The organism is Pseudomonas sp. Marseille-Q1929 (genome assembly GCF_017316265.1).
GTDB lineage: Bacteria > Pseudomonadota > Gammaproteobacteria > Pseudomonadales > Pseudomonadaceae > Aquipseudomonas.
In genome coordinates this window covers 355555-369575 of sequence record NZ_JAFLWU010000001.1, presented here as the reverse complement: position 1 = coordinate 369575, position 14021 = coordinate 355555, and the positions used below count along the sequence as shown (strand labels likewise).

The window sequence follows — 14021 nt, the reverse complement described above, 5'->3', positions numbered from 1 at the left end:
CTACAGCGACCACTTCACCGTGAACATCAGGTTGCGCGGTTCGCCGAACAGGTTGGCGCCGGCATTGTTGCTGATGCTCTGGTAGTAGCGCTTGTCGAAGACGTTGTTCATGTTGGCCTGGACCTTGATGTTGTCACTCAGGCGATAGTTGCTCATCAGGTCCACGATGCTGTAGCCGCCTTGCTGCACGTTGAAGCTGGTGTAGGTCTGGCTTTGGGTACGAAAGGCGCCGCCGATCGACCATTTGTTCAGGTCGCCAGGCAGTTGGTAGCTGGTGGCCAACTTGAACAGGTTGTACGGCGTGTCGCTGTCGTAGCGTGCGCCTTTGCTGGCGCTGTCGGTGGCCTTGACGTATTCGGCGGCGGCGTAGGTATAGCCCGCCGAGGCTTGCCAGCGTTCTGCCAATTCGCCCGACAGTTCGAGTTCGACCCCGCGGGTACGCACTTCGCCGCTGGCTTCGTAGCACACGTCCTGATTGGGCTGGCACTGGCTGGACAGCAAGGATTTGGGCAGGTTTTCCTGATTGAGCTGGAACAGTGCAGCGCTGGCGTTGAGTGCGCCTTCGAAGTACTCGGCCTTGAGCCCGACTTCAAAGTTGGTACCGGTAACCGGGTTGAGCACGCTGCCGGAGGCGCCTTCGTAGTTTTGTGGCTGGAAGATCCGTGTCCAACTGGCATACACCGAATAGGTGTCGTTGAGGTCGTAGATCAACCCGGCATAGGGCGTCACTTCCCGCGTGGCTTTGTAGGGCTCGCCAAACCCGTAGGTACCGGACTGGGTGTGGATGTCGTTTTCATACCAATCCAGGCGTGAGCCCAGGATCAGCTTCAGATCGTCACGCAGGTTGAAGCGGAACGCACCGTACACGCTGGACTGGTCGATAAAGCCCTTGCGCGACCAGTTATAGTTGATTTCGGGCTTGGCGATGGCGTTGTAGTCGAAGCTGAACGGGTCGACGATCTGGTTGTAGCTTTCGCCCGGGCCACCACCAGGACCATCGTTGTCGTCTTCGCGGCGATAACTGGCGCCGACCACCAACTCATGGGTCGCACCAAACAGGCTGAAGGGCCCTTTGGCATAACCGTCGACGCTTTTTTGCGTGTGTTCGTAGGAATAGCGCCCGGCATTGCTGATCAGGTTGTTGTCGGCATCGCGGTAGAAGCTGCCGCCGAGCATCTCCAAATTGCTTTTGAGCCAGGTCGTGTTGAGGCGCAGGGACCAGGCGTTATCGAAGCGGTGTTCGATTTCGGCGAAGACGCTTTGGTTTTCTTTGTTCCAGTAGGTCCATGAGGGCGTGAGGCGGGTAGAGCGCGACAGTGGCAGGAATGCGCCGTTGGCGGCGGTGGGCATGCCGTTCCAGTCGGCGCCGGGGTTGTCTTCGCGATTGTAGTAGCCGCCCAGTGTCAGGGTCGTGGCCTGCGAAAGGTCGAATTCGCTGATCCCGTACAACAATTGGCGCTTGCTGCTGTAGGCATCGGTGAAGCTGTTTTTATCCTGATACGCCGCGACCACGCGCCCGCGCAGGGTGCCGGCCTGATTGAGCTTGCTGCTGGCGTCGATCTCGGTGCGGTAGTTGTCCCAGGTGCCGGCGCCCACGGAGACGGAAACCTGTGGTTCGACCGTAGGGCGTTTGCGCACCAGGTTCAGCGTGCCGGACGGGTTGCCGGAACCGACCATCAGCCCGGAGGCGCCGCGCACCACTTCCACGCGGTCAAACATCGCCAATGTCGAGGTACCCAGTGTGTCGCTGTCATAACCGATGGGCAGGCCGTCGATCATGATGTTGTCGATGGCGCTGCCGCGTGAGTAGAACTCCGGGCGCTCGCCGCCGGTTTTGCGCAGGGTCAGGCCGGGGGTGTTGGTGGATATGTCCTCCAGGCTCTGCATGTTCTGGTCGTCCATGCGCTGGCGGGTGACCACGGTCACGGACTGCGGCGTTTCCCGCGCCGAAGCCTGGAACTTGGTGGCGCTGCTCATGCTGCCGGTGGTGTAGGAACCGGTGTTCTCAGTGGTCTCGCCCAGCGCCTGGCCGGTAATGCTGGTGGCACCCAGTTGCAGGGCATCACCGCTGGGAACGGGCTCCAGGGTCAAGGTGCCGTTGGGGGTGACGCGCAATTGCAATCCGCTGCCTACCAGCGCCTGTTGCACGGCGGCTTCGGGGCTAAAGCTGCCCATCACAGGTGCGCTGGACTTGCCGCGCACCAGGGTCGGGTCGGCGACCACACCGCGTCCACTTTGGCGGGCGATCTGGCGAAGGGTTTGTTCCAATGGGCCGGGGGCGATGTCGTAGCGGCTGACGGCTTCGGCCGCGCAGGAGACGTCTGCGGTGAAGGTTGCAGCACCCGCCGTGAAAGCCAGTGCGACGGCCATGGCCAGGTTTGCGGGACGCAGAGAAGGGGAACGCATGATGAAGGGTTTCCTCGCTGAAATGTGTTGGGCATTTGCGGGTATGTCCAGCGAGTTGGAAAAAGCCCTCACGGCATCGAAGTTTTTTTGCACAAAGACGCTATTGCACGTCGATCAGTGTCACCGGGCCATAGTGATTGATGCCAATGGGCAGGACTTCAGCGAGGGATTGCAGGGCCTGGCCGCTGTCATCCAGGCTGAAAACGCCAAATACGCGCAGTTTTGCTGCGGCTGGAGAAACCCGCAGCAGGCCGTAGCGATAAGGGCGTAAGGCATCGATGACGGTACCGAGGGATTCGTTTTCAACATCCAGCAATCCGCTGATCCAGGCGTCCGCACGCGACTGGTCACCGGGGAGTGGGAACATCTGCGCTTGAGTGAAGCGCAGTGCGCAGCCTTCCTGCACCACGGCATGGGGGCCGAATTGGGTCTGCACCTGCACACTGTGTTGCTGCACGCCCACCAGGGTTTCACCGTCCATTTGCCGCACGTTGAAGCGTGTGCCCAAGGCGCGCACACGGCCTTGGGCGGTCCACACTTCGAGCGGGCGTGTCGGGTCGTTGGCGACTTCAATGCTCAGTTCACCCTGCTTCAATTGCACTCGGCGCAGATTGGCACTCAATTGAACGTCTACGATGCTGCGCGCGTTGAGGATCAGCACACTCCCATCGGGCAGGGTGAAGCGCTTGCGTTCGGCGGTACCGCTGTAGAAATCGCTGAACATGCCTTCGATTGGCAGGCGCCGTTGAACCGCCAGCGCGCCGCCCAGACCGAGAAACAGCGCTAACGCGGTGCCATCGCGCAACAACTTGCGACGCTCCGGTGACAGGCGCGATGAGCGCAGTGCACGGCTCGCAGCCTTTGCGGTGTGTTCACCTTGGGCCAGTTGATTGAAGGGCGAGACCAGCACATTTTGCAGGGCTTGCCAGGCGTGCTGGTTTCGGTGGTCGGCCGCCAACCAGCGTTCGAAAGCACTGTGGACCTGGGCGTCGGCATTGCCGGAGTCGAGGGTCACCATCCAGTCGATGGCTTCTTTTAACTGCGGGGTCAGTTGCGCAGGGCTAGGGTTCATCCGCGCATCACTTGTGCCAGGTAACACTGGGTGATGGCTTGTTTGATCCAGCGTTCGACCGTGGCGAGGGAGACATCCAGTTGCGCGGCAATTTGGCGGTGGGTCAGGCCTTCCAGGCGGTTGAGCAAAAAGGCGTGGCGTATTCGTGCCGGCAGGCCGTCGAGCATGGCGTCGATGGTTTCCAGAGCTTCGCGCAACAGGGCGAACTCTTCTTCAGAGGGGATGAACTCGCCAGGCAGGCTGGCCAGAGCATCCATGTAGGCCCGTTCCAACTCATGGCGACGCCAGAACGTGCACAGTACGCGCTTGGCAATCAGGCATAAAAAGGCGCGGGGCTCGTTGATATGGCCCAAATGCGGTGATTTGAGGGTACGCAGGAAAGTGTCGTGGGTCAGATCAGCGGCATCGGCCTGACAATCCAGACGCCGACGCAACCATCCCTGGAGCCAGTGATGGTTTTCGGCGTAAAGCAGATGGAAGGGGTCCTGCAAGGGACGGCGCAGATCGGACATGCGACAAGTACACTAATGGTAATTGTTCGCATTCTTGTCGTTTGGTCGCTTATTTGCAAGCGTGTGTGTCAAAGCCCGACGCTGAAGGGCAGCGCTCGCGCCGGCGGGCGCTGCAACAGTTTGTGATCGCCATCGGTCATCACCGCCAGGATCTCCATGGCGCTATGGCCCTGCTCGATGGCGATGCCGAATTGGATGCTTTGCACCAGGCGTTTGAGCCGCTGCGGGTCGTTGCGTTGCTCGGCGCTGATCATGCGTTTGGCCACCACGCCCGCCTCGTTGGAGAGGGTGAGCATGATGCTGCCATCCAGCCTCTGGATGCTCAGGTTGACGCGGTATTCAGGGGTGAAGGTGTCGGTGATGATCTGAAAAGGATTGTCCATGGTGCGTACCGCCTGATAAGAACATGCAGTCATTGACGACCGGTGGCGGGATTAGTTCGCGCTTCCTGACCACTGGCCATTTCCCTTATTCCCTGTACAGCAAGGGCCGTGCCGTACGGCGAACCCTCAAGCGCCGAGGTCCCCATGTGGGAGCGGGCTTGCTCGCGAATTCGGTACATCAGCCAAGTATTCATTGACTGATCCACCGCATTCGCGAGCAAGCCCGCTCCCACATTTACTCAGTGTTGTCCTTCAGGTTTATGCGTTGTTTCAGGGCAATACCGAAAAAACGATCGCAGACAGCGCAATCAGCCCAATCACCACCACAAACACATTCGACACCTGGCCCGAATACTGGCGCAGCGATGGCACGCGGCGGATCGCGTACATCGGCATCAGGAACAGCAGGCACGCGATGATCGGCCCGCCCATGGTTTCGATCATGCCCAGGATACTTGGATTGAAGGTGGCCACGGCCCAGCAGGTCAGCACCATGAAGATCGCGGTGGAACGCTCCAGCCATTTGGCCGACATCGAGCGGTTGCGCCCGCGCAGGGATTTGACGATCAAGCCTTGGAAACCTTCGCTGGCGCCGATGTAGTGGCCAAGGAAGGATTTGGTAATGGCCACCAGCGCGATCAACGGTGCGGCGTAGGCAATCACTGGCGTTTGGAAGTGGTTGGCCAGGTACGACAGGATCGAAATGTTCTGCGCCTTGGCGGCCGCGAGGTCAGCCGGCGACAGGGCCAGCACGCAGCTGAAGCAGAAGAACATCACCGTCAGCACCATCATGCCGTGGGCGGTGGCAAGGATGCCGCTGCTCTTGCGCTCGGCCTGCGCGCCGTACACGCGTTTTTGATCGACGGCGAACGCGGAGATGATCGGCGAGTGGTTGAAGGAAAACACCATCACCGGGATCGCCAGCCACAGGGTCTTGAAGAACAGTGGCATGGGCATGCCATCACCGGCCGAGGCGAAGAACGCGCCGTTCCAGTTGGGGATCAGGCTGAATGCCAGCAACAGCAGGGCGGCGACGAACGGGTAGACCAGCACGCTCATGGCCTTGACGATCACGCCCTGGCCGCAGCGCACGATGGCCATCAGGCCGAGGATCAACACCAGCGACAGGATCGCCCGGGGCGGCGGGGCGATGTGCAGCTGGTGTTCCATGAAGCTGCTCAGGGTGTTGGTCAGCGCCACGCTGTACACCAGCAGGATCGGGAAGATGGCAAAGAAATACAGCAGGGTAATCAGCTTGCCAGCACCCACGCCGAAGTGTTCTTCGACCACTTCGGTGATGTCGCCGGATTTGCCCGACAGCACAAAGCGCGTCAGCCCACGGTGGGCGAAGAAGGTCATCGGGAAGGCCAGCAGCGCCAGTACGATCAGCGGCCAGAAACCACCGACACCGGCGTTGATCGGCAGGAACAAGGTGCCCGCCCCGATGGCGGTGCCGTAAAGGCCCAGCATCCAGGTGGTGTCGTGTTTGGTCCAGCCTTTGCTCACGGTCGTTGTTGCGGTTTCAGCAGGATTTTCGGCAGCAGGTGTACGTACATCGGTCATCGTTATTGCCTCGTTATTATTTTTGCGCGGGCTCACGTTGGGACGGTCAGGGAATGCTCCTCAGCATTCCACCCAGCTCACGGCCAGGCCGCCCCGTGAAGTTTCTTTGTATTTGTCATGCATGTCGGCGCCGGTATCGCGCATGGTGCGGATCACACGGTCGAGGGAGATGAAGTGCTTGCCATCACCGCGCAGGGCCATTTGCGTGGCGTTGATCGCCTTGACGGCGGCGATGGCGTTGCGCTCGATGCACGGCACCTGCACCAGGCCGCCGACCGGGTCGCAGGTCAGGCCGAGGTTGTGTTCCAGGCCGATTTCGGCGGCGTTTTCCAGTTGTTCCGGGGTGGCACCGAGTACATCGGCCAAACCGGCGGCGGCCATGGCGCAGGCCGAGCCGACTTCGCCCTGGCAGCCCACTTCGGCGCCGGAGATTGAGGCGTTTTTCTTGCACAGGATGCCGACGGCGGCGGCGGCCAGGAAGAAATTGACCACGTCGTCATCCGACGCTTCGGGGTTGAACTTCATGTAGTAGTGCAGCACCGCCGGGATGATCCCCGCCGCGCCATTGGTCGGTGCCGTCACCATGCGCCCGCCCGCGGCGTTTTCTTCGTTGACGGCGAGGGCGAACAGGTTGACCCACTCCATTGCCGACAAGGTCGACGTGATCACATTTGGTTTGCCGATTTCCAACAGGCTGCGGTGCAATTTCGCGGCGCGGCGCGGCACATCCAGGCCGCCCGGCAAGATGCCTTCATCGCGCAGGCCTTGTTCCACGCACTCGCGCATCACCGACCAGATATGCAGCAGGCCGCTGCGGATCTGTTCGTCGCTGCGCCAGGCGCGCTCGTTGGCCATCATCAGTTCGGAAACCCGCAGGCCATGCTTGTTGCACAGGGCCAGCAGTTCCACGGCGCTGGAAAAGTCGTAGGGCAATTGCACGTCGCTGGTCGGCGCAATACCGGATTCAGCCTCAGCCGCTTCGATGATGAAACCGCCGCCTACGGAGTAATAGGTTTGCTCGCTCAACAGGCCGCTGTCGCCGTAGGCGTGCAGGGACATGGCGTTGGGGTGGTAGGGCAGGCTTTCGTCCAGCAGCAGGAGATCGCTTTGCCAGTTGAAGGCAATTTCCTGAAGGCCTGCGAGCAACAGCCGGCCGGATTCGCGCAGGTGCTGGATACGCGCGTTGATCGATGTGGGATCGACTTGGTCCGGCCACTCGCCCATCAAGCCCATCACACAGGCTCGGTCGGTGGCATGGCCGACCCCGGTGGCGGACAGCGAGCCGTACAGGCGCACTTCAACGCGGCGGGTGTCGCTCAGCAGTTGTTGGTCGATCAGGGCTTGGGCAAAGGTCGCCGCCGCCCGCATCGGGCCGACGGTATGGGAGCTGGACGGGCCGATGCCCACCTTGAATAGATCAAAAACACTGATAGCCATGCTAAAGCCTTACAAGCAATGGAAGATAATCGCTGCCATTTTTTGTCGGCCGAGCGGGATTGGCGCGATACTGATCCTCTGGATTGGCACTGACCAACGAATTATCCTAAGACACCCTTTAGCAGGACTAAACACTATGGCTCGCCCCCTTCATGGCCAGACCTACGTCTGGTTGCACGTTTTCTCCTGCGCTGCGCGGCATTTGTCGTTCACCCGCTGCGCCGAAGAACTGCACATCACGCCGGGGGCGGTGAGCCAGCAGATTCGTCAGTTGGAGGAGCGCCTGGGGTTTCGCTTGTTCCATCGCCGCGCACGCGGTGTGGAGCTCAGCGCCGAAGGCCAGCGGCTGGCGGCGACGGTGGGGGAGGCTTACGGCAGCATCGATGCCGAGTTGCAGCGCTTGGACGCGGGAATGATCAGCGGCACCTTGCGCCTGCGTTCGATCCCATCCTTTCTCGGCAAATGGCTGACCCCGCGTTTACCGCGTTTGCAGCAACGCTTTCCGGACATTCAACTGCGCATGGTCGCCGAAGACAGCAGCATCGCCCTGCACGAGGGCGACTTCGACCTGGCCATCGACTTGAATGACGGCAGCTACCCCGGCTTGTTATCCACAGCCCTGTTGGACGAGCAGATTTTTCCGGTGTGCGCGCCGAGCCTGCTGCGCGGGCGGCCACCGTTGCATGGTCCGGCGGATCTGGCGCACTTTCCCCTGCTGCACGACATCACCGCCTGGCGTGGGAGTTATGAATATGCGGAGTGGGAGTTCTACCTGAATGCCATCGGCTATCACGAAGCCGACGTGCGCCGTGGGCACACCTTCAACCGCAACCACCTGACCATCGAAGCCGCCATCGCCGGCATGGGCGTGGCCATTGCGCGACGCACCTTGCTCAACGACGAACTGGAACGCGGCACCTTGATCGTGCCATTCGGCCTGGCCGTGCCCAACCATAAACGCTATGTGCTGCTGTATGCGCCAGGCGCGCTGAGCCACCCGGGCGTGCGTGCGGTGCATGATTGGCTGGTGGAAGAGGCGGGAATTTTTCGCGGCTTGCACCCGTTGGGCGACGGGCAATTGTGAGGATTGCTGGGCGTAGGAAGTTGTAACTAACTCCCCACCCTAACAGCGTTTTTGATCGTAGTCAGGGTTAATTTGTAATGTGGGATTTATCTTTGAAAAGGGGTTGAATTGTTCGGCTGACTGCTCAATTGTGTAGTCAAGAGGTCATGGTTTCACCGCATCGGTGTTGCAGTTGTGACCTCTCGCGAGCTAGCTGAAATAAGGGAAAAACTATGCAAATCCAAGTCAATAGCGATAACCATATTGAAAGCAGCATCCGACTGGAGGAGTGGGTACGTACTACCATTGAAAGCACGCTCGAACGTTACGAAGAGGACCTGACCCGCGTTGAGGTCTACCTGCGGGATGAGAACGGCGACAAGCCCGGCCCCCACGATTTGAGCTGCCGCCTGGAAGCACGGCCAAAAGGCCATCAGCCGCTCTCGGTACTGCATAAGGCCGATACCCTGGAACAGGCGATCGACGGTGCTGCCACCAAGCTGGACCACGCGCTGGAGCATCTGTTTGGCAAACTGCAAGGCAAGCCCCGCGCTGCCGCGAAACCCCAGCCAGCCAAAAGCGTGAATGATGACGCGCTTGAAGAGGAATTCCTGGAAAACGAAAACGCTGCACTCAATAGCTGACAGTATTTTCCACCCCACTGAAAACGGGCCTGCATTTGCAGGCCCGTTTGCGTTTAGGGGTTTCGTCGGAAGAAGTACCCGCTCAACAACGCCAGCCCGCCCGCACCCATCCCCGCGAACAGCATTGCCCAACCAGCGCCCTGACGCAGTGCGGCCTGGGCTTCGGCAAATGACAGCCCCATGGAAACCGTCAGCTTGCCCGCCGCAATGTCCTGGCTGATGGCGGGCCAATCCATTGCCGTGCTAGCGGGCAAGATAGTTGCCAGTTGATGGCCGATGCCCAGCAACAGCACCAACCCCATCAACGCGATGTTGAGCGCCAGGGTGATCAGGCGTGCGCTGAGGTCGATGCCCGAGGCCATGCCCGCGCGGTCGGCCGACACCGAGCCGGTGGTGGTGTTGGTGGTTGGCGAGTTGGTCAACGCCAGGCCCACGCCGGCTATCACGCAGCTGACCAGTACCAGCACGATGCTCGGCTGCGCCGCAGTGTTGACGGCCGCCATGCCCAAGAACCCCGCACCCATCAAGCCCAGCCCCAGGGGGATGATGCGTTCGGCGCCATAACGCAGGGCCAGGCGTTCGGCCAGCGGCGGCACCAGCAAGGTCGGCAAGGTGTAGGCGAGCAGGGCGACGCCGGTGGTCAGGGTGTCGTAGCCCAGGCCGGCCTGGAAGTAGAGCGGCAGGTAGATCATGAACGGCCAGAAGCTGAAGTTCATGCCAATGGAACCCATCAGGGCGCCGTTGAAACGCTGGATGCGAAACACCGAGAAATCAAACATCGGGTGTGCGCTGCGCTTCTCGATAATCATGAACAGCACCAGGCCGAGCAGTGACAAGCCCGCCCAACCCAGCATGGCCGGGGTGCCGAAGCCGTGTTCGCTGCCTTGGGTGATGAAGTACACCAAGGCGAACACCGCCAGCGTCAAGGTCAGCATGCCGGCGATATCCAGGCGATGACCGGCCGGGTCGCGGGACTCCTGCACACTGACGTGCAGTAATCCCAATGTAAGAAGCGTCAGCGGTACATGCACGAGAAACACCCAGCGCCAGTCCGCCACCGCCAGGATCAACGCACCGACCATCGGCCCGAAGCCCAGCCCGACGCCTGCGATCACCCCCCACACCGCAAAGGCGCGTGCGCGCGTCGCCGGTTCGCGGAACTGGTGCGACAGAATCGCAAACTGACAGATCATCATCGCCCCGGCGCCAATACCTTGTACGAAACGTGCGGCGATCAGCGTCGAAGCATCGTTGGCCAAACCACAGGCCAGCGAGGCCAGGCCAAACAGCCACAGGCACAGCACCAGCATGCGTCGCCGGCCGAAACGATCCGCCAAGGTGCCCGCCGCCATCAGTACGCTGGTGCAGGCCAGGGTGTAGGCATTCATGATCCATTGGGCGTCCTGGAAACCGGTGCCCAGTTGCTGTTCGAGGGTGGGCAGAATGACCGGCACGCTGGAGATTTCCAGGCCGAACATCAGGGCCACCAGGCATACGGCAGTGAGGGCGAGGCGGTCTCTGGCGGCGCGGGGTGGATGGGCGGCCGATAACGTGGCGGCGGGTGGCATGGGATTCTCCTGGTCATAGTGAAGTCGGGCTATTTTCAGGGGAATGCATTTCTTTATTCGTGATAAGTTTTCCGTTGATAAGGGAATCAAGGGCGACAATTGACTCATGGGCACCCCACGTTTTGATGGCGTTGAACTGTTTCTGCAAGTGGTGGAAAGCGGCAACCTGACGGAAGCCGCCGAGCGCCTGAACCTCACCCGTTCGGCGGTGGGCAAAGGCTTGGCACGCCTGGAGGCGCGGTTGGGTACCCGCTTGTTGCAGCGTTCCACCCGTCGTCAGCATCTGACAGAAGACGGGCAGGCGTACTACGAGCATTGCCTGCGCGCCTTGGCGGAATTGGAGGCGGCCGAGTCGGTGCTGGAAAGCGGGCGCCAGCAACCACGCGGACGGTTGAGGGCGAGCGTGCCGCTGGCATTTGGGCATCACTACGCGGCGCCTGCGTTGTGGGGCTTGCTGGATCGTTATGCGGAACTGGAGATCGAGGTGTGCTTCTCTGACCGTATGATCGATTTGACGCAGGAAGGCTTCGACATTGCCGTGCGCATCGGCCCATTGCCCGACACCGATCGTCTCAGTGCCCGCCGCCTGGGGGAGCAAGCCGTGGGCCTCGCCGCAGCGCCGGCGTACCTGCAACGTGTGGGGCACATCGAATCCATCGATGATCTGGCAGGCCGTCGGGAGATTGCCTACAGAACCAACACCCCGCATCGCTCACGGCTGATCGCGCCGCTGGTGCTGGACGACCTCCAGGCCGTGGCCGATGCCGCCATCGCGGGCGTCGGCCTGGCCTGGTTGCCGAGTTGGTTGATTGCCCATTACGTCCTGCGTGGGCAACTGGAGGCGGTGCTGCCGGGCTACCGTGAACAGCCTTCGCCGATCCACGTGATCTGGCCGACCGCACCGCATATGCCGGCCAAGACCCGCTGCGCCATCGACGCATTGGTCGCCGCGACCCCCAGTTGCCTGGCGGGCAGTTAGAACGCGATGGAGGTTTGCACGTACACCGTGCGCGGCTCGCCGACGTACTTGCCCTTGTTGTTGTCGTCGAACGAGCGGGTGAAGTACTGCTTGTTGAAGATGTTTTTCACTCCCACGGCGACGTTCAAATCCGACAGCTGCGGGCCAAAGTCGTATGCCGCACGGCTGCTGAACAGCATGTAGCCAGGGATACGTCCGGTATTGCCGTCAGCATTTTCCTGCTCGGTATTGGCGTTGTCGGCGAACTGACTGCTCTGGTAGCTGCTGTCCACGTTGAGTTTCCAGCGCCCTTCGGTGTAACCCACGCCGAGGGTGCCTTTGTGCTTGGACGAGAAGGGCACGCGGTTGCCTTTGTTCGGGCCGTCTTCGCGGATGGTCGCATCGACGTAGGCGTAGCTGGCGTACACATCAAAACCGGCGAGGGCCGGGCTCAAGCCGTCGAGGGCATAGTTGATGCTGCTCTCGATGCCCTGATGGCGGGTTTCACCCCGGGCGATCACCGAGTCGTCGGTCTGGTTGCTTTCGTATTGGTTGTCGAAGTTGATCAGGAACGCGCCGATTTCTGCACGCAAGGCGCCGTCGTCGTAGCGGGTGCCGATTTCCCAGGTGCGGGCTTTTTCCGGTTTGACCTGGCCTTTGGGCACGCGCTTGGCCATCTGGCTGTACTGCACGCTGCCGAACGAACCTTCGGTGTTGGCGTAGAGGTTCCAGTTGTCGGTGAGGTGGTAGAGCACGTTCAACGCCGGCAACGCGGTGTTGTAGTTGCCTTTGTAGTTGAGGTTGTTGATGTGGTCGGTCTGCTCGGACTTGATCATCTCGTAGCGCACGCCCGGGGTGATGGTCCACTTGCCGATATCAATGCGGTCGTCGATAAAGAACGCATTGGCTTCGGTGCTGCCACGGGTGTCGCGGTCGTTTTTGCTGTTGGTGGTGGGGATCTGCTGGTTGGCCGAGATCGGCGTGGTGTAGCGCAACTCGTGGCCGGCTTCGTTGATATAGCGATAGCCCACGCCGACTTCGTGGCTGGTGTTGCCGAGGTCGAAGCCCTGAGCAAAGCGGGTTTCCAGGCCGCGCACCCAGTATTCGCGGGGCGACAGGGACAGGAAGCGGGTCTGGTCCAGGTAGCCGTTACGCAGGGTGGTGGTGAAGAAGGAGTTCACGGTGAATTCGCGGCGGTCTTCCTGGTAGCGGTAACCGGCGTTGAACATCGTACGGCGGCCCCAGAATTTGTCGTAGGGACGGGTGGACTGATACGGATCAGCCTTGTAGTCCTTGACGTTCAAACCACCGGGCATATCCGCCTGGCCTTCGTAGTACTGCGCCATGGCGTTGAAGCTGTTGGCTTCGTCCAGCTGGTATTTGCCCTTGAGGATCAGGTCGTCGATGCGCGTATTGCTGTTTTCGCGCCAGTCGCCGCCACGGGTGCCGGAGTACAGGATCGCGCCGCCCAGGCCGTTGTCGGCAGTGCCGCCGGCCAGCAGGTTGCCGGTAGTCTTGAAGCCATCATGGCTGGACGACGGGCTGGTTTCGGTCTGGAAGCCGCCTTTGACCGTGGGCGCGTCCGGGATCGCGCGGGTCACGAAGTTGACCACGCCGCCGACGTTCTGCGGGCCGTAGCGCACGGCGCCGCCGCCGCGGACCACGTCCACCGCGTCCATGTTGCCCATGCTGATCGGTGCGAACGACAGCTGCGGCTGGCCATACGGCGCGAAGGGCACCGGGATGCCGTCCATCAGTACTGTGGAGCGCGACGCCAGGCGCGGGTTGAGGCCGCGAATGCCGAAGTTCAGCGCCATGTCGTGGCTGCCGGTGCCGTTGTTTTCCGGGGCGTTGACGCCGGGGATGCGGTTGAGCACATCGCGGGCCTGGGTGGCGCCCTGGCGTTCGAACTCTTCGCGGCGGATCACGTCACGGGCGCCGGGGTGTTCGAAGACGTTGGTTTGCGCGGCGTCGCCGAGCCAGTCGCCGACCACGCTGGAGGTGCCCAACTCGATGGTCGCCGGCGTATTGGCCGACTGCAGGCTGTAGGCATTGTCGCCTTCGGCGCGGGCTTGCAGGCCGGTGCCTTCCAGCAGTTTTTGCAGGCCTTCGGCGGCGCTGTAGTTGCCGGACAGGCCATGGCTCTGCATGCCCGCGGTGACTTCCGAGCCGAAGGAAATCAGCACACCGGCTTCGCGGCCGAACTGGTTCAGGGCGGTTTCCAGCGAGGTCGGTGCGATGTGATAGGGCTTGGCGTCAGCCGCCATCACCGTAGGCAGCACGGTAAGACTCAAGCTGGCGCCGAGTAGGAGCTGGCGCAGGGAGCGGGCAAGAAGCGTCGGTTGCTGGGGCATGAAGAGCGTCCTGAGAAGGAAGGATCAAGGTGGCTTTCCTTCTCTGTCACGCGAGGTGTGG

The 14021-nt window shown here is 61.4% G+C and carries 11 protein-coding genes; 3 read left to right on the top strand and 8 right to left on the bottom strand.

Going from position 1 to position 14021, the window contains the following annotated elements:
• The 6 genes from J1G37_RS01680 to J1G37_RS01655 all read right to left on the bottom strand — a co-directional run bounded on the left by J1G37_RS01680 (position 1) and on the right by J1G37_RS01655 (position 7373).
• Entirely contained in the window at positions 1 to 2406 is a 2406-nt protein-coding gene (locus J1G37_RS01680; RefSeq protein WP_207039957.1) for a TonB-dependent receptor, read from the bottom strand.
• Positions 2407 to 2506: 100 nt separating this feature from the next.
• Positions 2507 to 3478: a FecR family protein gene (locus tag J1G37_RS01675; protein WP_207039956.1), complete on the bottom strand. Its 972-nt coding sequence runs from the start codon at positions 3476 to 3478 to the stop codon at positions 2507 to 2509.
• Positions 3475 to 3990 (bottom strand): sigma-70 family RNA polymerase sigma factor, encoded by a 516-nt coding sequence (locus J1G37_RS01670; RefSeq protein WP_207039955.1) that lies wholly within the window; start codon positions 3988 to 3990, stop codon positions 3475 to 3477. The genes J1G37_RS01675 and J1G37_RS01670 overlap by 4 nt, the downstream gene beginning before the upstream one ends.
• Before the next feature lie 68 nt (positions 3991 to 4058).
• Positions 4059 to 4373, bottom strand: coding sequence for a DUF3509 domain-containing protein (locus J1G37_RS01665; RefSeq protein WP_207039954.1), 315 nt, complete (start codon positions 4371 to 4373; stop codon positions 4059 to 4061).
• Between the two features lie 270 nt (positions 4374 to 4643).
• Positions 4644 to 5936, bottom strand: a complete 1293-nt coding sequence (locus J1G37_RS01660) for a serine/threonine transporter (protein ID WP_124527357.1) — start codon at positions 5934 to 5936, stop codon at positions 4644 to 4646.
• 60 nt (positions 5937 to 5996) lie between these two features.
• Positions 5997 to 7373, bottom strand: a complete 1377-nt coding sequence (locus tag J1G37_RS01655) for an L-serine ammonia-lyase (protein WP_207039953.1) — start codon at positions 7371 to 7373, stop codon at positions 5997 to 5999.
• A gap of 136 nt (positions 7374 to 7509) precedes the next feature.
• On the opposite strand from J1G37_RS01655, the gene J1G37_RS01650 reads away from it, so the two are divergent.
• Together J1G37_RS01650 and J1G37_RS01645 are read left to right on the top strand one after the other, a co-directional pair.
• Positions 7510 to 8457 (top strand): LysR substrate-binding domain-containing protein, encoded by a 948-nt coding sequence (locus J1G37_RS01650; RefSeq protein WP_207039952.1) that lies wholly within the window; start codon positions 7510 to 7512, stop codon positions 8455 to 8457.
• Between the two features lie 212 nt (positions 8458 to 8669).
• Entirely contained in the window at positions 8670 to 9080 is a 411-nt protein-coding gene (locus J1G37_RS01645; RefSeq protein ID WP_017736189.1) for an HPF/RaiA family ribosome-associated protein, read from the top strand.
• 53 nt (positions 9081 to 9133) lie between these two features.
• On the opposite strand, the gene J1G37_RS01640 is transcribed toward J1G37_RS01645, so the two are convergent.
• On the bottom strand, positions 9134 to 10648 hold the full coding sequence (locus J1G37_RS01640) for an MFS transporter (protein WP_207039951.1): 1515 nt from the start codon (positions 10646 to 10648) through the stop codon (positions 9134 to 9136).
• A 106-nt stretch (positions 10649 to 10754) separates the two neighbouring features.
• On the opposite strand from J1G37_RS01640, the gene J1G37_RS01635 reads away from it, so the two are divergent.
• Positions 10755 to 11627 (top strand): LysR family transcriptional regulator, encoded by an 873-nt coding sequence (locus tag J1G37_RS01635; protein WP_207039950.1) that lies wholly within the window; start codon positions 10755 to 10757, stop codon positions 11625 to 11627.
• On the opposite strand, the gene fecA is transcribed toward J1G37_RS01635, so the two are convergent.
• On the bottom strand, positions 11624 to 13960 hold the full coding sequence (fecA, locus tag J1G37_RS01630; protein ID WP_207039949.1) for a TonB-dependent Fe(3+) dicitrate receptor FecA: 2337 nt from the start codon (positions 13958 to 13960) through the stop codon (positions 11624 to 11626). The genes J1G37_RS01635 and fecA overlap by 4 nt on opposite strands.
• Positions 13961 to 14021: the final 61 nt, after the last annotated feature.

Coding starts and splice junctions, on each gene's coding strand:
- J1G37_RS01680 (WP_207039957.1), bottom strand. CDS start 2,406: ATGCGTTCCCCTTCTCTGCGTCCCGCAAACCTGGCCATGGCCGTCGCA.
- J1G37_RS01675 (WP_207039956.1), bottom strand. CDS start 3,478: ATGAACCCTAGCCCTGCGCAACTGACCCCGCAGTTAAAAGAAGCCATC.
- J1G37_RS01670 (WP_207039955.1), bottom strand. CDS start 3,990: ATGTCCGATCTGCGCCGTCCCTTGCAGGACCCCTTCCATCTGCTTTAC.
- J1G37_RS01665 (WP_207039954.1), bottom strand. CDS start 4,373: ATGGACAATCCTTTTCAGATCATCACCGACACCTTCACCCCTGAATAC.
- J1G37_RS01660 (WP_124527357.1), bottom strand. CDS start 5,936: ATGACCGATGTACGTACACCTGCTGCCGAAAATCCTGCTGAAACCGCA.
- J1G37_RS01655 (WP_207039953.1), bottom strand. CDS start 7,373: ATGGCTATCAGTGTTTTTGATCTATTCAAGGTGGGCATCGGCCCGTCC.
- J1G37_RS01650 (WP_207039952.1), top strand. CDS start 7,510: ATGGCTCGCCCCCTTCATGGCCAGACCTACGTCTGGTTGCACGTTTTC.
- J1G37_RS01645 (WP_017736189.1), top strand. CDS start 8,670: ATGCAAATCCAAGTCAATAGCGATAACCATATTGAAAGCAGCATCCGA.
- J1G37_RS01640 (WP_207039951.1), bottom strand. CDS start 10,648: ATGCCACCCGCCGCCACGTTATCGGCCGCCCATCCACCCCGCGCCGCC.
- J1G37_RS01635 (WP_207039950.1), top strand. CDS start 10,755: ATGGGCACCCCACGTTTTGATGGCGTTGAACTGTTTCTGCAAGTGGTG.
- fecA (WP_207039949.1), bottom strand. CDS start 13,960: ATGCCCCAGCAACCGACGCTTCTTGCCCGCTCCCTGCGCCAGCTCCTA.